Consider the following 21,474-nt stretch of genomic DNA (forward strand, 5'->3'; position numbering starts at 1 on the left):
CCAGATTGAACAACGCATGCAGCATTCAAAATCAAAGGAGGCGATGTGGCGGAACCATCCATCCTGATCGAGCGCGCGGACGATATCGCGACAGTCGTGATCGACCGGCCCGAGAAGCTCAACGCGATGACCAAGCCGCTGTGGCGCTCGCTGGGCGAGACCATCGAGACATTGTCTCGCGACGACTCGTTGCGCTGCATCGTTCTGCGCGGCGCGGGCGAAAAGGCGTTTTCGCCGGGCAACGACATCGGCGAGTTCCGCACCGATCGCTCGAATGCGGAACAGGCGCGGGAGTACGGCGCGATCATGCATCGTACTTTGAATGCATTATGCGAGTGCCGCCATCCGATCGTCGCGATGATTCACGGCATCTGCGTCGGCGGCGGCCTGGAGATCGCGGCGATGTGCGATCTGCGCATCTGCGGGGAATCGAGCCGCTTCGGCGTGCCCATCAAGAACCTGGGTCTCGTGATGGCGCATGCGGAGATGGAAGGTCTCGTCCGACTCGCGGGGCCAGCCGTGGCGCTCGAAATTCTTCTCGAAGGCCGTATTTTCGACGCGCGGGAAGCGCTTGCGAAAGGGCTCGTCACGCGCGTCGTCGCGGACGGCGAAGTGACGTCGCATGCCTATGAAACCGCGCGTCGGATCGCGGATGGCGCGCCGCTCGTCGCGCGCTGGCATAAGCGCTTCGTGCGCCGCGTGATGGACCCTGCGCCGCTCACGGACGAGGAGCGCGATGAAGGCTTCGCCTGCTTCGGCACCGAGGACTTCCGCAGCGGCTATCAGGCCTTTCTCGACAAGGTCAAACCGCAATTCAAGGGACGTTGAACCATGGCAGACACGAACCGGGAGACCGCGCCGGGCGCGGGACCGCTCGCGGGCATGCGCGTGATCGAGCTCGCACACATCATGTCGGGGCCGATCTGCGGGATGATGCTCGCAGACATGGGCGCCGATGTCATCAAGGTCGAGAGGATTCCGCTTGGCGACGATTGCCGGCGTTTCGCGCCGATTCTCGCGAGCGGCGAGTCGGCGTCCTTCATGATCGTGAACCGTAACAAGCGTGGCATCGCGCTCGATCTCAAGACCGCGGGCGGCAAGGAAGTGCTCAGGAAGATGCTTACGAGCGCTGACGTCGTGACCGAGAACTATCGGCGCGGCACAATGGAGAAACTCGGCATGGGTTACGAATCGCTCAAGGCGGTCAATCCCGGCCTGATCTATTGCGCGATTTCCGGTTATGGCCGCAGCGGACCGATGGCCGACAAGGGCGGCTTCGATCTGATCGCGCAAGGCTTGAGCGGCCTGATGAGCATGACGGGCGAACCGGGGCAGGCGCCGATCAAGGCAGGCTCGCCCGTCACCGATATCAACGCGGGCATTCTCGCGGCGCTCGGCATCAGCGCGGCTTACGCGAGCAAGCAGGTCACGGGTCTTGGTCAGATGGTCGATACGTCGCTGTTCGAGGCCGGCTTGCAGCAGATGTACTGGGCCTTCGCCAACTACTTCGCGGATGGCACTGTGCTGCCGAAAGCCGGCTCGGCCAATCCGACGAGCGCGCCGTATCAGGCGTTTCGCACGCGCGACGGCTGGGTGAACATCGGCGCGGCGAACCAGAGCAATTACGAGCGTCTCGTCGGCGTGTTGAACATTCCCGGTCTCGCTGACGACGAGCGCTTCAAGACCAACGCGGGTCGCCTCAAGCATCGCGAGGCGCTGGTGGAGATCCTGACTTCGCGGCTGATGGAACGCACCACCGACGATTGGCTCGCCCGTTTCGACGAGATCGGCCTGCCGAGTGGCGCGGTGCTGGGCGTGCCGGAAGCGGCGACGCATGAGCAGGCGATCGCGCGGGGAATGATTGTCGAGACCGGGCATCCGCTTGCGGGCCCGATGCGCGGAATCGGCTTGCCGATCCATTTCTCCGACGGCTGCACCAGCGCTTCGCGTCCCGCGCCGCTGCTCGGACAGCATACGAGCGAAGTGCTCGGCGAATATGGTTTCGACGAGACGCGCATTCAGGCGCTCAAGGAAGAAGGCGCGATTCTCGAAACGGAAGTGCCGGCATAAGGCTGCGGCGCTGGCATTTTGCGTTATGCATTCATCATGCAGAATGCCACGCTATGATCCAGAATTGACGCCACTTTACCGACACCACTTCACCATTCGCCATGACGCTTGCACCGCCACCTGCCGCCCGTGTGGGCGACCCGCTGACATCGGTCGGGACGCCTTCGCTGCTGATCGACCTCGACGCCTTCGACGCCAATCTCACCGCGATGGCGGCGTTCGCCGCGCGTCATGGTGTCGCGTTGCGTCCGCACGCGAAGGCGCACAAGTCCAGTGAGATCGCGAAGCGTCAGATTGCGGCGGGCGCGGCCGGCGTGTGTTGCCAGAAGCTTTCCGAGGCGTATCCGTTCGCGGCGGCCGGCATCGCGAGTATTCACGTCAGCAATGAATTCGTCGGCGCCGACAAGATCGCAATGGCCGTCGAACTTGCATCGCATACGCGGCTTTCGGTGTGCGTCGACGCGCTTACCCAAGTACGTGCATTGGGCGAAGCTGCCGCGCGCGCCAGCGTGACGCTCGACGTGCTGCCGGAGATCGATGCAGGGCAGCATCGCTGCGGCGTGACGAGCGTAGATGCACTTTTCGCGCTCGTCGACGAAATCGCCGCACACGATGCGCTGAAGTTCACGGGCATTCAGGCCTATCACGGCGGCATTCAACACGTCGCCGACTGGGACGCACGCAAGACCGCGGCAGCGCATGCAGCGGAGATCACCGCGCACTACGTGCAAGCGCTCGATACGCGCGGCGTGCGTTGCGCAATCGTGACGGGCGGCGGCACCGGCACAGTCGAGTTCGATGCCGCGAGCGGCGTCTATAACGAGCTGCAACCCGGCTCCTACCTGTTCATGGATGGCGACTACGGCGGCCTCGGCTGGGACGGCGAACTTCGCTGGCGTCACAGCCTTTTCGTGCTCTCGACGGTGATGAGCGCGACGCGTCCCGGCATGGCCGTGTGCGATGTCGGCCTGAAGGGACTCGCGGTGGATTCGGGCTTGCCGCGCAGCGCGATATGGATCGACGCAGGAACCGAAGCCGAATTGAGTTATGTCGCTGCAAACGACGAGCACGGCATGTTGCGCGCGCAAAGCAAGCCGCAAGAAGACGTCGCGGCACTCGTCGGCAAGCGGCTGCTTCTTCCGCCAGGGCATTGCGATCCGACGGTGAATCTATACGACGAGTACGTGTGCTACCGAGGCGAGCGCGTCGCGGACATCTGGCCGATCGACGCGCGCGGAATGTCGCGTTAAGCGCTTTGTTCCTTGGGCGGATAGATCGTCGAAACGAGCGCATCGACATCGGCAACGATCAGACCGACGACGAACTGCGCCACTTCCTGTGCGCCATGGCTCGGCTCATGCATGCTCAACGTGTGCTTTAACTGGTTCACGGATGCGCGTACATGCGCGAGTTTCGCTTCATCCTGACGCGTCGAAGCAAGCACGCTTGCGAGCGTTTCGAAGAGCGCTTGCAGCGTGCGTCCCGTATCGCCGAGCCGGGACGCGCACGTCTCGCTGTCGAGACGCGATACCGCCTTCGCGAGAAAGAGCGCATCGCTGTGCAGGCGACGCAGGAATGGCGCGGCCTTGTCGATGGCATCCGAGCGGCGATTCTGCACAAGCACGATGATGTGCTCGCGTTCGGCTTCCTTCAATGCATCGTCGAGTGCTTTCTGTGCATCCATGCTTCGCGCTTCGAGACGCATCGCGCGTGCTTCATCCTGCTCGCCTGACAGATATAAACCGATAAGTTGACCGAGCGTCATCAACGTATTGGCAACACTGCGATGCGCAGCCTTGATCGCACGATTGGGCCATACCGCAGACACCACGAACGCCGATGCTGCACCGATCAATATCTCCAGCACGCGATGCAACGGGCGCTCGAACGGCAAGCCGGGCCCGGCGGGAATCAGTACGACGATTACGAGCGTGACGCACGCGAGCCTGAATGCCGGACGCTTGGCGCTGAGTGCGGCGAGCGGCAATAGCGCCACGGTAAAGACTGCGAGCGGCGGCGCGCCACGCTCCATCGCGACGATGCCAAGCACGCCCACAACCGCTCCGATGCATGCGCCAATGATCTGATCGCGTGCCGTATCGACGGCTTGTGTGAGGCTCGGCTGCGTCACGATGACGAGTGTCGTGATCAACGCCCAATAGCCTTCGGGAAGGGCTGCGAGACGCGCGGCGGCATAGCTGATCGCGCAACTCATCAGCGTGCGTATGAGGCGTCTTGCTTCGGGTGCGCCGAAGAATGCGCGCAGCTTGCGCTTAGGATGTGATATCGCTGTCATGCGCTCAGTGTCGATGGCAAATTGGATATGCCGCAACGACCCGGCGCTTAAGCGCGCGGTCGTGCTGCATTATGCCAATGTCGCGCACGGTGCGTGATGCAGAGTAAGCGAGAGAAAAAAGGAAAAAGGCAGCAACCCGCCCGCTTTAAGCCGGATGAGTTGCTGCCCTTGTATCGCGACAAGCCGAAGGCTGACGAAGCGTCAGGGTGTGTCAGGTGAGAATCGGCACCGCTTCGATCAACGCAAGCCCGAGCAACGCACCAATGACCGCGCTGACGAGCTTCGGATGCCAGCGATCCAGATGCAGCGCCGTGAGCAGCGCGCCGATGACGATAACGCCGAGCAAGGCGAAAACCACGACAAGATAGCCGATCTCAAACTCGTTATTGATGAGCATGACGCTGGCCTCCCACCGGCGCGAGCCGGCTCGACTTGTGTATTGCGTCGCGCTGCGGCTAATTACTCGCCACAAGGGACATCTTGATTATATGTCACATTGTGACGTATTCAAGATCGCACAAGCGAGTTGTCCGGTGCGCTCTAGCGTTAATGTGCAGGTCCGGCATTGAGCGGCAACTTTGAGGAACGGGCGCTGTTGGCGGTCATCTTTGCACCGCCCGGTTTATAGCCGTTCGACATGAGCAGGAAAGCCATGATGTCCGCATAATCCTGATCCTTCATTTTGCCGGGACGATCGGCGGGCATGTTCGTCGCCATATAGCCGAAGATGCCGCCTACGGTCAGATGCGAGTTGGCCGCCGGTGCGAAGGCCGGTCCTTGCAATGCAGGCGCGGTTACGCCCTGAAGCTGCGCGCCATGGCATTTTGCGCAAGAGCTCGCATAAAGCGTTTTACCGTGCGACGTTTGCGCCTGTTCGAAAGTCGGCGGTTCGATGCTAACGCCGCCTTCATTCGCTACCTTGATGATGCGGCCTGCGCGCGACACGTTTGCATCCGCGAGCATGATGTTCTGGCGCACGAACGATGCGGTCGAAGGCATGTCGAGATAGCGCGCGGATGCGGTTTCAGGAGGCAGCGCCCATTGCTTAGTCAGCTCGTGCAAGCGGCCATTCTTAGTCAAAGCGATGAGCGCATCATCGATGCGAGGACGCAAAGCTTCGCTCTTAGGCCCGAAAGCAAAAGTCAGGTGCCAGTCCGCATACGGCGAATTCGCGTGCGCAACGCTGAAGTCACGCTCCGGATGCGCGATACGATACGCAACCACGGCGGGATACCACACGATTGCGCGCTGCGCACGTCCGTTCGCAACCGCTTCGACAGTCAATGCCGACGTGTTTTCCAGATCGAGCGTGACGTCGGGTTGTTGCACGGCGATCAATTGCGCGGGACTCGCGTACATTGCGGCGACGGTGCGCTTAGCCGCGTCTCTCAAATCGGCGCCGGGCGTTTCGATGCTGACATAGCCTGCTCGCAGATAGCCGCGCGAGAAACGCATCTTGCCGCCAGATGCGTCGGCGACGGAGGAACGCGGAAAGCCCGCGATGACATCGCAGTCGCGTGCAAGGGTCTTGTCGAGTTCGCGGAGTGACACGCCGTCGTCATCGCCTTCGCCAATACCATGTTCGACGAACGTCGCAACCATGTTGGCTTGAGCGAAAGCGGCATGCGCAACGGCGCGGTCAAGCGCCGCGGACGGACTGCCGGGAAAGGTGCAAATCTTCACGGCTGCATCCGAAGGCGACGGCGTCAGCGCGATGCATGCGGCAAGCATGCTCACGGCGCGAATGCGGTTAAGGAATTGATTCATGTCTGTACGTCCGATGAAATCGATGAGAACCGCGAGCGCGCAATGAAGCGCGCTCGTCGTCTTAGTCAGATCATTTGAATAACGACGCTTAAGCGCGGCCTAGGTGCGATTGAGCGCGAACACGTAAAGCGTGCCGCCGCGCGGCACCTTGTCTGCCGCCTTCGCCATCGGGCCGCCCCAGATCGGGTTTGCGCCGCCATAACCTGCAAGCACCGCAACGTATTCCTTGCCGTCGATCTCATAGACCGATGGCTGCGCGATGATGCCGCTCGCAAGCTTGGGGCTTTGCCACAGGACTTTTCCGGTCGCTTCGTCGAAGGCATAGAGATGACCGTCGAGCGAGCCGCTAAACGCGAGACCACCTGCAGTTGTCGCTACACCGCCGTTCCAGGGCAGCTTGCTCCAGTGGCTCCAGACCTTCTTGCCCGTATCGACGTCGATCGCTTGCAACTCGCCGTATCCCTTGCTGTTGGGCTCGGGCTTGATCTCGAAGCCTTCGCCGAGATAAGGCAGGCCTTCCATGTAATTCACCGATTTTCCTGATAGCGACATGCACGCATGCAAGGCCGGCACGATCGCGAGATGCTTTTGCGGATCGTATGAAACGGACCACCAGTTCTTGCCGCCCAGAAAGCTCGGGCACGTTTCGATGGTCGTACCGGCCTTCGGATACTTCGACGCGTCCTGCACCGGCTTGCCATCCGGGGTATAGCCCGTCACCGATGTCGCGGTGACGAAGGGGCGCGCATAGATCAGCTTGCCGTTGCTGCGATCGATCGCATGGAAAAAGCCGTTACGGTCCGCATGAAGAATGGCGTCGTATTCCTTGCCTTCGTACTTGATGTTCGCAAGCACGGGCGTGTTGACTCCGTCATAGTCCCATGTGTCATGCGACGTGTATTGATAGTGCCATTTGAGATCGCCCGTCTTGGGGTCGAGTGCAAGCAATGAATCGGAATAGAGGTTATCGCCCGGGCGCAAATCCGCGAGCCATGGCCCCGGATTGCCCACGCCCCAGTAAAGTGTCTTGCTTGCAGCGTCGTATGTACCGGTGAGCCACGCGGGCGCGCCGCCGTGTTCCTGCATGCCGTCAGGCCAGGTATTTCCACCGGGTTCTTTCGCACCGGGCACCGTATAGCGTTTCCAGAGCACCTTGCCATCGGCGGGATCCAGTGCGGCGATAAAGCCGCGCGCGCCGTACTCGCCACCGGAACTGCCGACGACGATCGCGCCATCGAGCGCGAGGGGCGCAAGCGAGAACGCATAGCCCACGCCCGGTTCGAACATCGCTTTCTTCCAGATGAGGGCGCCGGTTTGCGCATCGAGCGCGGCGACTTCGCCGTTCAACATCGCCACATAGACATTCTTGCCATAGAGCGCGACGCCGCGATTGACCACATCGCAACACGCCGTCTTGAACGATTCTGCACCGAGCTTGGGTTCGTATTTCCAGAGCTGTTTGCCGGTTGCGGCATCGAATGCATAGACGTTGTCCTTTGGCGTCGTCACAAAGAGAAATCGTCCGTTGACGATAGGCGTTGCTTCGAAGCCTTGCTGAAGATCGGCGGGGAACTTATAGCTCCACGTTTGCTTAAGGCTCTTTACGTTGCTCGTGTCGATCTGCTTGAGCGGCGAATGACCATGGCCGTTATAGGTGCGGTAATAAGTGAGCCAGCCTGGATCATCCTGCGCGCTCGTAAGACGTTCATAACTGACGTCCGGATATTGCGAGGGTGCGGTGTCGGCGGCGACTGTCTGTTGCGAAGCGAAGCCGAACGCGGCGGCGCCTGCGGCGATGGCGGCAATGCGCATGGCGGGACTCAAGCGTGTCTTCATTGTTGTCTCCTGGAATTTCTATATAGGCATGCGAAACGGTTGCGCGCTGATCAAGGCAAGTCACGTGCCATTGCCGATTCATGCGCTCGCATGCCTTGCTGCATGCGGGTATTGCTCGAACGACGATGCATTGCCGCGCCGCGCGGCTTATGTTCATGTGTGTTGCATCGTGGAGCAGTGAGACGTTCGCGTGTTGCCCGATGTGACAGTGCCGATTCGAGCGATGCTTAGTCGAGCCAGCCGAGACGACGCGCTTCATCGATAAAGCGATAGACATCGACAGCCAGACCCGAGGTGCCGAAGCGCGCTTCGAGTTCGCCGATGATGTCGTCCAGCGCGCGCGTGCCATCGCAACGGGCGAGTATCTCGCCTGCGCTGCGATTCAATTCGATAGAGCCGCCCGCATGCACGATCTCGCACGAGCCCATATCGGCATGCCAATGCAGCTTCAAGAGCGCGCGCAAACGCGGGCGCGTGCGTGTGTCCGCGCGCGCGTTCGTCCGATTCATGTGCGGTGGGTCTTTAGACGAGCGTGCCCGGGTTGCGTCAAATGCGAACCCGGGCACGTCTTTAAGGAAGAACTAGCGTGTGGCGATATACATCGTAATCTCAAATCCGAAACGCATATCGGTAAAAGCCGGCGTGGTCCATTGCATGACTATCTCCTTGACGGTTCGAGTAATGACCGCGATTCATTCGCAATCGATTATAGGAACGCAAGCTTTGTGCCTTCAATGAGCCGGACCGAATTTATATGGCTGACCCTTTCAGTTCAATTTCGCTAAGCGAAGCCCCCTTGCGATACACGTGTATCGAAGTGGAACAGCGGGTGCAACAACTCACTGCTCCATCGGTGTACAGCCGGGCAGCTTGCGATAGATCGTATTGCGTGAAATGCCGAGCGCGCGCGCCGCGGCGGACACGTTGCCGCGGTGACGCGCAAGCGTCGCTGCGATCACCGAGGCCGTGACTTCCTGCAGGCGTCCCGCCGCGAATGCCATTGAGCATGCCTCAGGCACGTCAGGCACGGCGCTTACGGCTTCGTCGAAGAAGTCTTCGGGAAGATGTTCGCGACGAATGCAACCGTCATCGTCGACCATGGCGGCCGCGGTGCGCAGCAGATTGCCCAATTGCCGGCAATTGCCCGGCCATGGGTAATGCTCGAAGAGTTGCATGACCTCTTCGTCGATAGACAGGCGCACGCCGTATGCTTCTTCGGCATCCACCATGTCGAGCATCTTGGCGATCACGGCCGCAAGGTCCGTGCGCTCGCGCAACGGCGGCAGCTTGACCACGAGTCCATTAAGCCGGTAATACAAATCTTCGCGGAAGCGGTTCTGCGCAATCATCTCGCGCAAGTTGCGGTGCGTCGCGCAGATGATCGCGACGTCGACCGGTATCGATTTGCTGGATCCCAAAGGATCGATGACGCGCTCCTGCAGCACGCGCAAGAGTCGCACTTGCAGTGGATAAGGCATGTCGCCGATCTCGTCGAGAAAGAGCGTGCCGCCATTGGCTTGCATGAGCTTGCCCGCCGCGCCCTTGCGCCTTGCGCCCGTGAATGCGCCTTCTTCGTAGCCGAAAAGCTCCGATTCGATCAGGTTCTCCGGAATCGATGCGCAGTTCACCGCGATGAAAGGCCCGGCACGACGCGGCGAATCGCAGTGAATGGCTTGCGCCAATAACTCCTTACCGGTGCCCGTCTCGCCGGTGATGAGGATCGGTATGTCTTTTCCGATGACCTTGCGTACCTTGCCGATCACGGCGGAGACCTTTGCATCGCCGGTGTCGAGCGAAGCAAGTTTCGATGTTTTGTCGAGGGGCACGGACGGCTTCGATGCCGCTTTCATCGGAAGCGACAAGGCAGGCATATTGGCGATGGGCGAGCGATTCAAACGCACGCGCGCGCAGACCACTGCACCGTTGTTCAGATCGAGCGTTGTGTGCGCGTCGCGACTCGCACGCGAACGGTCGATCAATTGCGCGCTCGGTAATCCGAACAGTGACGAAAGTGTGTGTGCGCGCAAACTCGTGAGCGGCAGGCCGAACTGAAACTGCGCGCTGCGATTGGCGGAGAGAAAGCGGCCATCGCCCGTGAAGGCCATGATGCCTTCCATCAACGTGCCGAGAAATTCGGGGCGGCTATGAAACGCGATTTGCAGCATGCCCTGAAAAGTGCTGGAAAACAGATGGTTTTCGATCATCTGCACCGACATGCGTGCGAGCGCCATGGTGTGACGATGGTAGCTGCGATGGTCGCCCGTCACGTCGAGCACGCCGATCAACTCGCCGTATGGATCGAGAATCGGCACGCTGGAACAGGTTAGAAAGCGATTGGCGGCGAGATAGTGCTGATCGCCGTGCACGACGGTCGGTGTGCATTCGGCGATAGCCGTGCCGATAGCATTGGTGCCCTGGCGTTCCTCGGCCCAGTTCGCACCGGCCCTGAGCGCGACTTTCTCGGCGCGGGCGAGGAAGTCGTCGTCGCCGGTCGAGTGAAGGATAAGACCTTGCGCATCGGTCAGCACAATCATGCTTTGCGTATTGACGATCTGCTCGCGCAGTGTCTCCATGACCGGCGTCGCATGTGCGCACAACACACGATTCTGTTCGAGCTTCAGGCGCAATTCGCCTTGAGTGAGCACGTCGTAGTCGGGGCATGTCGATGCGTTCAGACCGAACGTCTCCGATCGCTCGTGCGCCTTGCGAATTGACGGAATCAGCCAGTTGTTCTGTCGTTCATTGGGGAAAGCCGCAATATCGTGGATGTCTTGCATCATCTCCTCCGTGTGCACGCGCCGGTCGAATCGCCGGATGGTCGAGCGCCTGGAAAAGCAAGTCTTGCGCCAATGCGCCGCGCGTCGTGCGGATGTCAGTAAAACGAAAGGAGATGATGTTGTCGCGGTGACTACGTCTGCCCGAGGCACATGCCAGGCCTGTCCGGACGCTCTATGCCTTCGTCCGGTCCTTTGCATTCAAAATGCAGGATGCCGTTATGCGTTATGCATACGTCATCACAAGCCGGCCTTGCTCGCCGTCAAAACGAGACGCAAGCCGAGCGCGGCGATCACGCTCGATGCGACGCGATCGATCCACTTCTTCGCGCGCAGATACATCTCGCGCGGCCGCTTGCTGGAGAAGCCCAGCGCGACGATGGTGTACCAGCCCGTTTCGATCGCGAACACCATCGGCGGCAGCACGAAGTAGCACCACAGCGGCGGATGCTGCGGCAGAAGCGCCGCGAAAATGCTGCCGTACCAGATCGCCGTCTTCGGATTGCTCAGTTGCGTCGAAAGACCGAGCCAGAACGACCTGCGTGCATTGCTCGCGGGCACGGACGCGTCGCGCTGCATCGACATTTGCATCGGCTGCGCGGCGCCGCGCCATATTTTCGAGGCGATATAAATCAGGTAGAGGCCGCCCGCCACCTTCAGCCCGATATACAGCCATTCGACGGCGACAAGCAACGTGTACAACCCGGCGAGCGCGATCCCGCCGAAGAAGATGCCGCCCACGCCCATGCCCAATGCGGTCGCCAGTCCGTCAGCACGCGAGACGCCGATGGCATTGCGGGCCACGATCACGAAGCTCGGGCCGGGAATCATCGCGCCCAGCAAAAGCGAGAACAGAATCGCGAGTACGGCGGTGGATGCGCTCATCGGCTTGTCTCCTTGTATGCTGCATGCAAAGTGCCGGATTGCATACAGCATGCATCATACGCTCGACGTCGCGCGTTCCGCTTCAGACGCTGCCGCTCGCGACGCTGTCCTCATGAACTGCGCGATTGCGGCCGGCGCGCTTGGCGAGATAGAGGGCAGCGTCGGCGCTGCTGAGCAGCTTGAGGGCGTCGTCGCTATGGCGCGGCGAGGTTGTGGCGCAACCGATGCTGATGGTCAGCACGCCCCTCGGCGCCGCGCTGTTCGGCACCGCGAGTTCTTCCACCTTCGCACGCAGGCGTTCGGCGAACGTGAACGCACCGCTTGCGGCGGCGGCCGGCAGCACGACCACGAATTCCTCGCCGCCATAGCGCGCGACGATATCGCCGGGCCGGTTCACAGAATTCTGAATGCAATCGGCCACTGCGATCAGCGCGTCGTCGCCCATCGCGTGACCATAGGTGTCGTTGTAAAGCTTGAAGTGATCGACATCGATGAATAGCACGGAGATCGGTTGATCAGCACGCCGTGCGCGCCGCCATTCCTCGTCCAGACGGCGGTCGAGCGCGCGGCGGTTGCAAAGGCCGGTGAGGGCGTCGGTGCCCGCGAGCCGTTGCAGCTTTTCCTGCGCGATTGCCCGCGAGCGTAATGAAATCGCCAGCAGCCACGAGATGACGATAAAGCCGCTTCCGAACAGCAGCGTGAGGCCGCCGATCATGGTGCTGCGTTCCCGCCATCCTTCGAGGACGTCTTCTTCCGCCGGCGCGACCGCCGCGATCAGATGCGTGCCCGGCACGCGCTGGAAGGTGTAGAGCCGCCGCACACCATCGAGCGGCGACGTGGAAATATAGGAGCCGGAAGACTGGTCCTTCATCGCGCCGAAGGTCGGGGATCGGGCGACATAATTCGTGCTGTCCCCCGGCAAGGCCGGCTTGCGCGCGATCATCACGCCATCCTGTTGCACGATGAATACCGAGCCGGAGCGGCCAACGTTCACACGTGCGAGCAGCGCCTTGAAGTACGTGACGTTCAACGCGATGACTGCGACGCCTGCGAACGAGCCGTCGGGCGCATCGATACGTCGACTCATCGCGAGCGAAGCTGCGTCTTTACGGAGCCGCGAAACGTAGGGTCCGGAGATATAGAGCCCCATGTCCGGATTGTCGGCGTGGACCTTGAAGTAATCGCGATCATTGAAGAGCAGGTCCGCATGTTCCGATGGATCGCGTTCGACGACGATGCGGCCCTCGCGATTCATGACGAATGCGCCGCCGACATAGTTCATACCGGTAGCGCCATCGAACAGAACGAGCTTGCGCAAGTCGGGAGGCAGCGTCATGACCGCCGGATTCTTCGCGCCGCTGACGATGGTGCGCAAGGACAGATCGCTCGATTCGATGTTGCGCGTGATATCGGCGCTCAACGTGGCGACGAGATTGGCCGATGCCACATGCGCGTTCTGCAACGCCTGCGCGCGACCTTGCCATAACGCGGCAAACGACAGCACCGCCATGGAAATGGCAATGGCGGTGCCGATGAGCGCCGCAAGCATCGGCACGCGCGAGAACACGTCGGCGATGCGCATCGCAGCGGTGCTGTTGCGTCGCATCAGCCGGCGGCTAAATACGCGTCCGGTCTTGCGAACGGCATTCAAACTGGGCGGCATTCACGTTCTCCGCGTGGTGCGATCCGCTCGGCCTATCGGTGCAGCGACGCCTCGCATCGTGTCGAATACTCCGGAATTGACGGGCTGAAATGCAAACAGGCAGTGCGCCTGGCGAATGTTCAACTCTGGATTGTAGACGCTTGGGCCGCCGCGGTTTCGCACGGGCGTACGTCTCTGTATGATGAGCGAGCGAATGCACATAGCCGAAACATCTTGTTTTCTCGAGTAGACAGAGTTGTCTACTTCATTCATCGAAGGAGACATGCGCATGAAGATTCTCATCGCGCGAATGAATCACGAGACCAATACATTCTCGCCAGTGGCGACACCGCTCGAAGCCTTCGGGCCCGATGGTCCGTGCTATGGCGATGACGCTTATCGCGAGCACGCGGGCATGCGCACGGCGATGTCCGCGTTCATCGATGCAGCGAAGCGCGAAGATGCGAGCATCGTCACGCCGATCTCCGCATCGGCGAATCCGAGCGGGCGCGTGGCCGCAGCGGCCTACGATGCAATATGCGCGTCCATCGTCGATGCCGCCGAAGGTTGCGATGCCGTGATGCTCGATCTGCATGGCGCGATGGTGGCGGAGAATTCGCCCGATGGCGAAGGCGATCTGCTCGAGCGTGTGCGTCGTGTGCTGCCGCATGCGCCGATCGCGGTGTCGCTCGATCTGCATGGCAACGTCACGCAGAAAATGATCGATCATGCAGACGTGATCGTGAGCTTCAAGACATATCCGCACATCGACATGTATGAAAGCGGGGCGCACGCGGCGCGTCTGTTGTTCGATCGGATGCACGGCAAAGCAGAGCCTGTGATCGCATGGGCGCAGCCGCCGCTCATGACGCATACGCTCAGAAGCGCAACGGACGAAGGCGCGATGAAGCGTGCCGTCGATGCCGCGCGCGCTGCGGAACGTGAGGACGGTGTGCTGGCGGTATCGGTGTTGCCGGGCTTTTCGCTTGCGGATATCGAAGCGCCTTGCTTGAGCGTCATCGTGGTCGCAGATGGTTCGCGCGCGAAGGCACAGGAAGTCGCGGACCGCATGGCGCGGCTCATATGGGATGAGCGCGAAAGCTTCGTGTATCGCAGCGCGCCGCTTGCGGATTCAATCAGCGAAGGTGCCCGGCTTGCACGCGCGACCGACAAGCCCGTGCTGCTGCTCGATCACGGCGACAACTGCATGTCGGGCGGAACGTGCGATACCACCGATGCGTTCGAAGAGGCCTTGCAACAGGGGCTCGATGGCATTGTCGTCGGACCGTTGTGCGATCCGGATGCGGTCGCGAAGCTGTATGCCGCGGGCGAGGGCGCGCGCGTCACGCTCGGCATCGGCAACAAGCTTGCGAGCGTGGCCTCGCGTGGCAAGCTGCCGCTCGAAGTGACGGGCGTCGTGCGCGCGCTGACGAATGGCGAATACATCATTAGCGGCCCGACTTATACAGGGCAACGCGCTTATATGGGCCGTGCGGCTGTGATCGAAACGCAAAACGCGCGCATTCTCCTGACCGAAAGAACGCACGAGCCATGGGACCTGGGTGTGTTTGAAAGCGTCGGCATCGATCCGCGTAGCGCGCGCTTTCTGATCCTTAAATCGCGCATGTATTGCCGTCCGGTGTTCGTGCCGCTATCGGGCGGATTCGTCGAATGCGATAGTCGCGGCGTCACGGGTTCCGACTACGCACTGTTCTCGTTCAGCAATTTGAAACGCCCGGTTTTTCCGCTCGATGCGAACGTCGAGTATTGAACGAAGCGTGTCCTGTTATTTGACGAGATGAAGACGCTTGGTCACGATGCTGCCGTCCGTACGGTCGATGAGCCACGCAGCATCGACGCGGCCATTCAGCGTAGACGTTCTGCGCGTGATGTCGGTGGGCTCTTCATCGGTGGGCGCGCTGTGCTCGACATCGTCCATCAGATAGGGCGGCACGAGCGTGCAGATAAGCACGATGGCGAAGTCGTCGTCGCCGCGCTTATGGTCGAAGTTCGGCAACACCACGCGGCCATTGACCGTCGTCTTCGCACTGCCTGCCGCGCTCAACTGGATGACGTCGAAGGTCTGAACGAAGCCTTTCTCTTTCGCTTCAGGCGCGACGACGAGCTTGCGGCCGCTTTGCCCCTTGACCGTTTGCTTGAGCAGAATGGCGTCCGGCGTCTCGGGTGCCGAGAGCGCGACGTTCACGGTGAGCACCTTCTTCTTCGACTGATAACGCACGCCGTATGAAACGGGGATGACGAACACGAACACGCGGTCCGCCTGCGAGGCGCTCGCGCCCGATGCCGCCGACGCGCCGTTCTCCGACTTACGAAACGGACGCGAGAGAAATGCCCGTACGCGGCTCGTAATCGACGATGGCTGGCCAGGCGCCGGATGGCCGGCGAGGGCGTCTCTGACATGCTCGGGATCGTCGCCGCTGAAGCCCGGCGGCAGCGCGGTGGCGGAAAGAATGGCTGGAGCCGGGGCGCCGCTCGCAGCATCGACGGAACTCGCCGCGCGATTGCCTGCGGGCTGCGCCGCAAGCGTCACGAACGGCCAGCACAGTAATGCACAGGTCGCGCACACGGCAACGCTTCGTCGAGATGTCGAAAAGAGCACGTACCACTCCTGGCGCATGGGGCCGAGTCACGGAAAGTGACTATCTTAAAACGAAGCCGGCCAATCGGCAGTCGTAGTTGACTTGTTTTCGCGCGGGCGCATGCCGCTTGCGCCCGACAAACCAGCAACCGGTAACCGGTAACCAGCCACCGGTAACCGGCATTTTGCATGCGCAATTCAAAATTCCCTTTGGCATTTTGAATTTTGCATTTAATCGATTCGCGAGTATTCGGCGATCGCCGCGAGCGCGCCGCCGCGCAGTTTCGTTGCGGCACGGATCAGCGCGTCGCGCAACGCCGGGTGGTGCGCGAGCGCCGGCGGAAAGACGTCGCTGATGGCGAGCAGGGCGTCGACCAGACGCTCGGGTGTGTCGGCGTCGCCGGCTGCCTTCGTGAGACGCTCTGCGAGCGGATCGTCGATGCGGTAGCGCGTGCCGTCGTCCGACTGGCCGCGCAGGAACGTGAACCAGGCAGCCGTGGCTAAAGCGAGCCGCTCGATCGGTTGACCGGCGTCGAGGCGTGCCGCGATCGTCGACAGAATGCGTGGCGGCATCTTCTGGCTGCCATCCATCGCGATCTGTGCGCAGCGATGACTGAGCGCCGGGTTGGCGTATCGATCGAGCAGGGCGTCGCGATAGGCGAGCAGATCGAACGAGGCCGGAACATTCAGCGTCGGGGCGATCTCGTGCGTCATCATTTCGTGGATGAGCGTGCGCAACGGCGCATGCCCGACCGCATCGCTGATGGTCTCGAATCCGGCGAGCATCGACAGATAGGCCAGCGTCGAGTGCGTGGCATTCAACATGCGAAGCTTGGCGACTTCGAACGGCGCGACATCGTCGACGAGCTGCGCGCCGGCCACCTCCCATGCGGGACGCCCGCAAGGAAAGCGATCCTCGATCACCCATTGACGGAACGGCTCGCACGGCACCGGCACTTCGTCGCGCACACCGAGGGCCGCATGCGCGGCTTCGCGATCGGCGTCGGTCGTCGCGGGAACGATGCGATCGACCATCGTCGACGGAAAGGCCACCTGTGTTTCGATCCAGTCGGCGAGCGCCGGGTCGAGCTTGCGTGCGAAGGAACAGACTGCCTGCCGAAGCGCGTCGCCGTTGTGCGAGAGGTTGTCGCAGGACAGTACGGTGAAGGGCGCCGCACCGGCATCGCGGCGCGACTTGAGCGCCGCGCACAGAATGCCCGGAACCGTCGACGCCTCGTCAGGATGCATCAAATCGTGCGCGATGCCCGGATGAGTGAAGTCGGCATCTCCCGTCTGCGGATCGCGGCAATAGCCCTTTTCCGTGACGGTCAACGAGACGATGCGCACGCGTTCATCGGCGAAGCGTGCGAACAGGCGCGCGCGATCGACAGGCATGGCCAGCACTTCCCGCAACGCACGCACGACGGTCACGCGCACGCCATCCGGACCACGTTCGACGACGCTGTAAAGCCCGTCCTGTTTCATCAGCGCATCGCGCTTGCTCACGTCGCCCTGAAGTGTGACGCCGCAGATGCCCCAGTCGCCCGGCTGGGCGAGCATTGCTTCCTCAGTGTAGAGCGCTTCGTGCGCACGATGAAAATTGCCGATGCCCAAATGCACGATGCCGATGGCAGGCTCCCGCCATTCCGGCGAGAGCACATGCGCTTTCAGCGCAGCGAGCGACGAGCGGCAAAGCGTTGATTGATCAGTCATTTGCGTTGGCATTTTGCATTAAGAATGGGGAAAACCCGGCGTTGACGATGCAACATACTGGTATGGTAGTATCCGCTACATCGAATGCCCATTCAAGGAAATCCCTATGAAGATCATCCGCGCCGACGTGATCGTGACGTGTCCGGGACGCAATTTCGTCACGCTCAAGGTGGAAACGGACGAGGGCATTTACGGCATCGGCGATGCGACGCTCAATGGCCGCGAACTGGCCGTCGCCTCCTATCTGAGGGATCACGTGTGTCCGCTGCTCATCGGGCGCGATCCCGGCCGCATCGAAGATACATGGCAGTTCCTCTACAAGGGCGCGTACTGGCGGCGCGGTCCCGTCACGATGACGGCCATCGCCGCAGTCGACATGGCGCTGTGGGACATCCTCGGCAAGGCCGCGAACATGCCGCTGTACAAGCTTCTGGGCGGCGCGTCGCGAGAAGGTGTGATGGTCTACGGTCACGCGACGGGCCGCGATATTCCGGAAGCGCTAGACCGCTACGCGGAGCATGTCGAGCAAGGTTATAAGGCTATCCGTATCCAGTGCGGTGTGCCGAACATGCGTTCGGTGTACGGCGTCGCGAAGGGCAGCGGCATGTACGAGCCGGCGACCAAGGGTGCGGTGGACGAGGAGAGCTGGGCCTCCGAAAAGTATCTGGATTTCGTGCCTAAACTCTTCGAAGCCGTACGCGACAAGTTCGGCTTCGACACGCATCTGCTGCACGATGTGCATCATCGTCTGACGCCGATCGAGGCCGCGCGCCTCGGCAAGTCGATCGAGCCGTACCGCCTGTTCTGGATGGAAGATCCGACACCCGCGGAGAACCAGGCCGGTTTCCGCCTGATCCGCGAACACACCGTCACGCCGATCGCGGTGGGCGAAGTGTTCAACAGCATCTGGGATTGCAAGCAGCTGATCGAAGAGCAACTGATCGACTACATCCGCGCGACGCTCACGCATGCGGGCGGTATCACGCATCTGAAACGTATCGCCGATTTCGCTTCGCTGTATCAGGTGCGCACGGGCTGTCACGGTCCGTCCGATCTGTCGCCAGTATGCATGGGCGCGGCGCTGCATTTCGATCTGTGGGTGCCGAACTTCGGCGTGCAGGAATACATGGGCTTTCCGCAGGAGGCGCTCGACGTCTTCCCTCATGCATGGTCCTTCGACCGCGGCATGATGCATCCGGGCGAAGCGCCGGGACACGGCGTGGACATCGACGAAAAGCTTGCCGCGAAATATCCGTATGACCCGGCCTATCTGCCTGTCGCGCGGCTCGAAGACGGAACGCTCTGGAACTGGTAATCGTACGTCGGCATTACGCATTCAAAGTACAAAATTCCGGAGAGAGACATGGCAGACAGAGAAACCAGTGCGATGCTGCGGCGTGTGGCCGCGGCATCGACCATCGGCACTGCGGCGGAGTACTACGACTTCTTCGTGTATGGCACGGCCGCCGTGCTCGTGTTCGGCGCAAAGTTTTTCCCGAGCCACGATCCGCTCATCGGTACGCTCGCCGCTTTCGCGACCTATGCGGTCGGCTTCGTCGCGCGACCCATCGGCGGGATCGTCTTCGGACATTTTGGCGACAAAATTGGGAGAAAAAAAGCGCTCATCGTCACGATACTGATCGTCGGGCTCGGCACTTTTGCCATCGGTTTGCTGCCCGACTATTCGCAGGTGGGCATCTGGGCGCCTGCCGCACTTATCCTGATTCGAGTGCTGCAGGGATTCGGCGTCGGCGGCGAACAGGCGGGCGCAGTGCTGCTGACCGCCGAATATGCGCCGCCGCGCGAACGCGGCTTCTTCGCGAGCCTCGTGCAGCTCGGCGCACCAGCGGGTTTTCTGATTCCGTCGGGCATCTTCGCCGTGCTCACCGCGACCCTCACGCACGAGCAACTGATGGACTGGGGCTGGCGTCTGCCGTTTCTCGGCAGCATCGTGCTCGTCGTGGTCGGGCTTTATATCCGCCTGCGCACGGAGGAGTCGCCCGTATTCGCGGCGATTCGCGCGACGCAAACGGTCGAATCGCGGCCCGTGGTGGAAGTGGTGAAGCAATACGGTTCGACGATCGTGAAGGGCGTCGGCGCGAAGCTCATTGAAGCTTGCACCTTCGCGATGTACACGATGATCGTGCTCGCCTACGGCCGCGCACACGGCATCTCCGATGCGCTTCTCCTGCAGAGCATCATCGTCGCGGTGCTGCTCGAACTGATCGCGATTCCGCTTGCTGGCGCGCTCTCGGACCGCATTGGCCGGCGTGCGACTTTCATCGCGGGCGCTGTGCTGCATGTCCTGCTCGTGGTGCCGCTCTTTCATGCGATCGACAGCGGCAGCCGTCTCGCGATCCAGACCGTGATGATCCTCGCGATCACTGTCGGCCATAGCCTGTGCTACGCGCCGCAGGCATCGCTTTTCCCTGAGCTTTTTCCGGCGCGCGTACGCTGCAGCGGCATCGCGCTGATCTGGCAGATCGGTTCGCTCATCGGCAGCGGCGTGCTCGGTCTCGTCGCCGTGAAGCTCATTCAGGCGACGGGCGGCAGCTCGTTCGGGCTGATCGTGTATGTGGCGGTGCTCGGCATCGTTTCGACGATCTCGCTGTTCCTTCTGCCGGAAACCGCGCCCGCGAGGCTCGGTGCCGATCTGCACGACTGGTCGGCGCCGTCACGTGAGATGGAAGCCGAGATGAAAGCCGAGATCGAAGCCGCCCCGACGCGTTCCGCGCCTGCTTTTGCCGCGCGCCGCTGAATCCAGTCGCAAAACCGGCATTCAAAATTCAGCATTCAAAAAACCGCAAGTTTCAGGATACCGATCATGCTCGCAGCCGTTCTCCATGAAGCGAAGAAACTCGTCATCGACGAGATCGACACGCCCCAGCCGCAACCCGGACAAGTGCAGATTCGTGTGCGCGCGGGCGGTATTTGCGGGTCCGATCTCTCGTATTACTTCAAGGGCAAAAGCGGCGACTTCGCGGTACGCGAGCCGTTTGTCCTCGGTCATGAGGTCGCGGGCGAGATTGCGGCACTGGGCGAGGGCGTGTCCGGTCTGAGCGTCGGTCAGCGCGTCGCGGTCAATCCAGGCTTGAACTGCGGCACATGCCGCTTCTGCGTGAAGGGCATGCCGAACCATTGTCTGAACATGCGCTTCATGGGCAGCGCGTCCACGTTCCCGCACATGCAGGGCATGTTTCGTCAATACATCACGGCGGCGGCGCGGCAGTGCGTGCCGGTTCCGGACAGCCTCGATTTCGCGCAGGCGTCGATGGCCGAGCCGCTCGCGGTCGCGCTGCATGCGCTCAAGCTCGCCGGCTCGCTCGTCGGCGCGAGGATGCTGCTCGTCGGGTGCGGGCCGATCGGTTGCATCGTGCTTGCTGCGGCGCGTCGGGCGGGCGCGCATCGGATCGTCGCGGTCGATCTCGCGGACAAGGCGCTTGCCATGGCGGCGTCGCTCGGCGCGGACGAAACCGTGCTCGCGAACGATCAGGCGCGCATCGATGCATGGGCGCGCGAGCGCGGCACCTTCGATGTGGTGATCGAGGCGTCGGGCAGTCCCGCCGGCCTTGATACCGCGTTACGTGCGGTTCGCGCGGGCGGCACGGTCATCCAGCTCGGCAACCTGCCTGCGGGCCAGTCGCCGGTCGCGGCCAATCTCGTGATGGCGAAGGAGTTGCGCTATCAAGGCTCGTTCCGCTTCACCGACGAATACGCCACCGCCGCCGATGAAATCGCGTCGCGCCGCATCGATCTCAGTCCGCTGATGACGCACGTGTTCCCGCTCGCGGAAGCGAACCGCGCATTCGAAGTGGCGCAGGACCGCAGCCAGTCGATGAAGGTGCATCTGCAATTCGACTGAAAGCGTCCGCGCACTGGCATTCAAAATTCA

At 61.7% G+C, this 21,474-nt stretch carries 18 protein-coding genes; 7 read left to right on the plus strand and 11 right to left on the minus strand.

The window, feature by feature from the left end:
• The first annotated feature begins 45 nt into the window (after nt 1-45).
• From BRPE64_RS26570 to BRPE64_RS26580, 3 genes are all read left to right on the plus strand, one after another.
• Nucleotides 46-828 (plus strand): enoyl-CoA hydratase/isomerase family protein, encoded by a 783-nt coding sequence (locus BRPE64_RS26570; RefSeq protein ID WP_044043342.1) that lies wholly within the window; start codon nt 46-48, stop codon nt 826-828.
• A gap of 3 nt (nt 829-831) precedes the next feature.
• Nucleotides 832-2,070, plus strand: coding sequence for a CaiB/BaiF CoA transferase family protein (locus BRPE64_RS26575; RefSeq protein WP_016348052.1), 1,239 nt, complete (start codon nt 832-834; stop codon nt 2,068-2,070).
• A 101-nt stretch (nt 2,071-2,171) separates the two neighbouring features.
• The gene (locus BRPE64_RS26580; protein WP_044043344.1) at nt 2,172-3,320 is read left to right on the plus strand and encodes a DSD1 family PLP-dependent enzyme; all 1,149 of its coding nucleotides are present in this window, start codon (nt 2,172-2,174) and stop codon (nt 3,318-3,320) included.
• Here BRPE64_RS26580 and BRPE64_RS26585 read toward each other — a convergent pair.
• The 9 genes from BRPE64_RS26585 to BRPE64_RS26620 all read right to left on the minus strand — a co-directional run bounded on the left by BRPE64_RS26585 (nt 3,317) and on the right by BRPE64_RS26620 (nt 13,234).
• A complete protein-coding gene (locus tag BRPE64_RS26585) occupies nt 3,317-4,366 on the minus strand; it encodes an FUSC family protein (protein WP_051180556.1) in 1,050 nt (349 codons plus the stop codon). The genes BRPE64_RS26580 and BRPE64_RS26585 overlap by 4 nt on opposite strands.
• Before the next feature lie 211 nt (nt 4,367-4,577).
• Nucleotides 4,578-4,763, minus strand: coding sequence for a hypothetical protein (locus tag BRPE64_RS26590; protein ID WP_016348055.1), 186 nt, complete (start codon nt 4,761-4,763; stop codon nt 4,578-4,580).
• Nucleotides 4,764-4,912: 149 nt separating this feature from the next.
• Nucleotides 4,913-6,133 carry a c-type cytochrome gene (locus BRPE64_RS26595; RefSeq protein WP_016348056.1) on the minus strand — a complete coding sequence of 407 codons (1,221 nt, stop codon included), beginning with the start codon at nt 6,131-6,133 and terminating at the stop codon, nt 4,913-4,915.
• Nucleotides 6,134-6,232: 99 nt separating this feature from the next.
• Nucleotides 6,233-7,969, minus strand: coding sequence for a methanol/ethanol family PQQ-dependent dehydrogenase (locus tag BRPE64_RS26600; protein ID WP_016348057.1), 1,737 nt, complete (start codon nt 7,967-7,969; stop codon nt 6,233-6,235).
• 227 nt (nt 7,970-8,196) lie between these two features.
• On the minus strand, nt 8,197-8,478 hold the full coding sequence (gene pqqD / locus BRPE64_RS26605; protein WP_016348059.1) for a pyrroloquinoline quinone biosynthesis peptide chaperone PqqD: 282 nt from the start codon (nt 8,476-8,478) through the stop codon (nt 8,197-8,199).
• Between the two features lie 72 nt (nt 8,479-8,550).
• Nucleotides 8,551-8,625 (minus strand): pyrroloquinoline quinone precursor peptide PqqA, encoded by a 75-nt coding sequence (gene pqqA / locus BRPE64_RS33965; RefSeq protein WP_084675895.1) that lies wholly within the window; start codon nt 8,623-8,625, stop codon nt 8,551-8,553.
• A 183-nt stretch (nt 8,626-8,808) separates the two neighbouring features.
• Entirely contained in the window at nt 8,809-10,749 is a 1,941-nt protein-coding gene (locus tag BRPE64_RS26610; protein WP_016348060.1) for a sigma-54-dependent Fis family transcriptional regulator, read from the minus strand.
• 234 nt (nt 10,750-10,983) lie between these two features.
• Complete coding sequence (locus BRPE64_RS26615) at nt 10,984-11,628, minus strand: LysE family translocator (protein ID WP_044043346.1); 645 nt, start codon at nt 11,626-11,628, stop codon at nt 10,984-10,986.
• 82 nt (nt 11,629-11,710) lie between these two features.
• Entirely contained in the window at nt 11,711-13,234 is a 1,524-nt protein-coding gene (locus BRPE64_RS26620; RefSeq protein ID WP_016348062.1) for a sensor domain-containing diguanylate cyclase, read from the minus strand.
• Between the two features lie 325 nt (nt 13,235-13,559).
• On the opposite strand from BRPE64_RS26620, the gene BRPE64_RS26625 reads away from it, so the two are divergent.
• Nucleotides 13,560-15,041 carry a M81 family metallopeptidase gene (locus BRPE64_RS26625; protein WP_044043736.1) on the plus strand — a complete coding sequence of 494 codons (1,482 nt, stop codon included), beginning with the start codon at nt 13,560-13,562 and terminating at the stop codon, nt 15,039-15,041.
• 15 nt (nt 15,042-15,056) lie between these two features.
• On the opposite strand, the gene BRPE64_RS26630 is transcribed toward BRPE64_RS26625, so the two are convergent.
• Together BRPE64_RS26630 and BRPE64_RS26635 are read right to left on the minus strand one after the other, a co-directional pair.
• Nucleotides 15,057-15,857, minus strand: a complete 801-nt coding sequence (locus tag BRPE64_RS26630; RefSeq protein WP_232519334.1) for a hypothetical protein — start codon at nt 15,855-15,857, stop codon at nt 15,057-15,059.
• Nucleotides 15,858-16,100: 243 nt separating this feature from the next.
• Nucleotides 16,101-17,582, minus strand: a complete 1,482-nt coding sequence (locus BRPE64_RS26635) for a mannitol dehydrogenase family protein (protein ID WP_044043350.1) — start codon at nt 17,580-17,582, stop codon at nt 16,101-16,103.
• Nucleotides 17,583-17,688: 106 nt separating this feature from the next.
• Between BRPE64_RS26635 and manD the strand changes: the two genes are divergently transcribed.
• From manD to BRPE64_RS26650, 3 genes are all read left to right on the plus strand, one after another.
• A complete protein-coding gene (gene manD / locus BRPE64_RS26640) occupies nt 17,689-18,897 on the plus strand; it encodes a D-mannonate dehydratase ManD (RefSeq protein WP_016348066.1) in 1,209 nt (402 codons plus the stop codon).
• Nucleotides 18,898-18,945: 48 nt separating this feature from the next.
• Nucleotides 18,946-20,340 (plus strand): MFS transporter, encoded by a 1,395-nt coding sequence (locus BRPE64_RS26645; protein WP_044043352.1) that lies wholly within the window; start codon nt 18,946-18,948, stop codon nt 20,338-20,340.
• A 66-nt stretch (nt 20,341-20,406) separates the two neighbouring features.
• A complete protein-coding gene (locus BRPE64_RS26650; protein WP_016348068.1) occupies nt 20,407-21,444 on the plus strand; it encodes an L-idonate 5-dehydrogenase in 1,038 nt (345 codons plus the stop codon).
• The last annotated feature ends 30 nt before the right edge of the window (nt 21,445-21,474 follow it).

This window comes from Caballeronia insecticola, from assembly GCF_000402035.1.
In the GTDB taxonomy this organism is placed as follows: domain Bacteria; phylum Pseudomonadota; class Gammaproteobacteria; order Burkholderiales; family Burkholderiaceae; genus Caballeronia; species Caballeronia insecticola.

Bases quoted from the DNA above. Each gene is read 5' to 3' on its own strand.
- BRPE64_RS26575 (WP_016348052.1), top strand. From the start codon at position 832: ATGGCAGACACGAACCGGGAGACCGCGCCGGGCGCGGGACCGCTCGCG.
- BRPE64_RS26580 (WP_044043344.1), top strand. From the start codon at position 2,172: ATGACGCTTGCACCGCCACCTGCCGCCCGTGTGGGCGACCCGCTGACA.
- BRPE64_RS26585 (WP_051180556.1), bottom strand. From the start codon at position 4,366: ATGACAGCGATATCACATCCTAAGCGCAAGCTGCGCGCATTCTTCGGC.
- BRPE64_RS26590 (WP_016348055.1), bottom strand. From the start codon at position 4,763: ATGCTCATCAATAACGAGTTTGAGATCGGCTATCTTGTCGTGGTTTTC.
- BRPE64_RS26595 (WP_016348056.1), bottom strand. From the start codon at position 6,133: ATGAATCAATTCCTTAACCGCATTCGCGCCGTGAGCATGCTTGCCGCA.
- BRPE64_RS26600 (WP_016348057.1), bottom strand. From the start codon at position 7,969: ATGAAGACACGCTTGAGTCCCGCCATGCGCATTGCCGCCATCGCCGCA.
- pqqD (WP_016348059.1), bottom strand. From the start codon at position 8,478: ATGAATCGGACGAACGCGCGCGCGGACACACGCACGCGCCCGCGTTTG.
- BRPE64_RS26610 (WP_016348060.1), bottom strand. From the start codon at position 10,749: ATGATGCAAGACATCCACGATATTGCGGCTTTCCCCAATGAACGACAG.
- BRPE64_RS26615 (WP_044043346.1), bottom strand. From the start codon at position 11,628: ATGAGCGCATCCACCGCCGTACTCGCGATTCTGTTCTCGCTTTTGCTG.
- BRPE64_RS26620 (WP_016348062.1), bottom strand. From the start codon at position 13,234: ATGCGACGCAACAGCACCGCTGCGATGCGCATCGCCGACGTGTTCTCG.
- BRPE64_RS26625 (WP_044043736.1), top strand. From the start codon at position 13,560: ATGAAGATTCTCATCGCGCGAATGAATCACGAGACCAATACATTCTCG.
- BRPE64_RS26635 (WP_044043350.1), bottom strand. From the start codon at position 17,582: ATGACTGATCAATCAACGCTTTGCCGCTCGTCGCTCGCTGCGCTGAAA.
- manD (WP_016348066.1), top strand. From the start codon at position 17,689: ATGAAGATCATCCGCGCCGACGTGATCGTGACGTGTCCGGGACGCAAT.
- BRPE64_RS26645 (WP_044043352.1), top strand. From the start codon at position 18,946: ATGGCAGACAGAGAAACCAGTGCGATGCTGCGGCGTGTGGCCGCGGCA.
- BRPE64_RS26650 (WP_016348068.1), top strand. From the start codon at position 20,407: ATGCTCGCAGCCGTTCTCCATGAAGCGAAGAAACTCGTCATCGACGAG.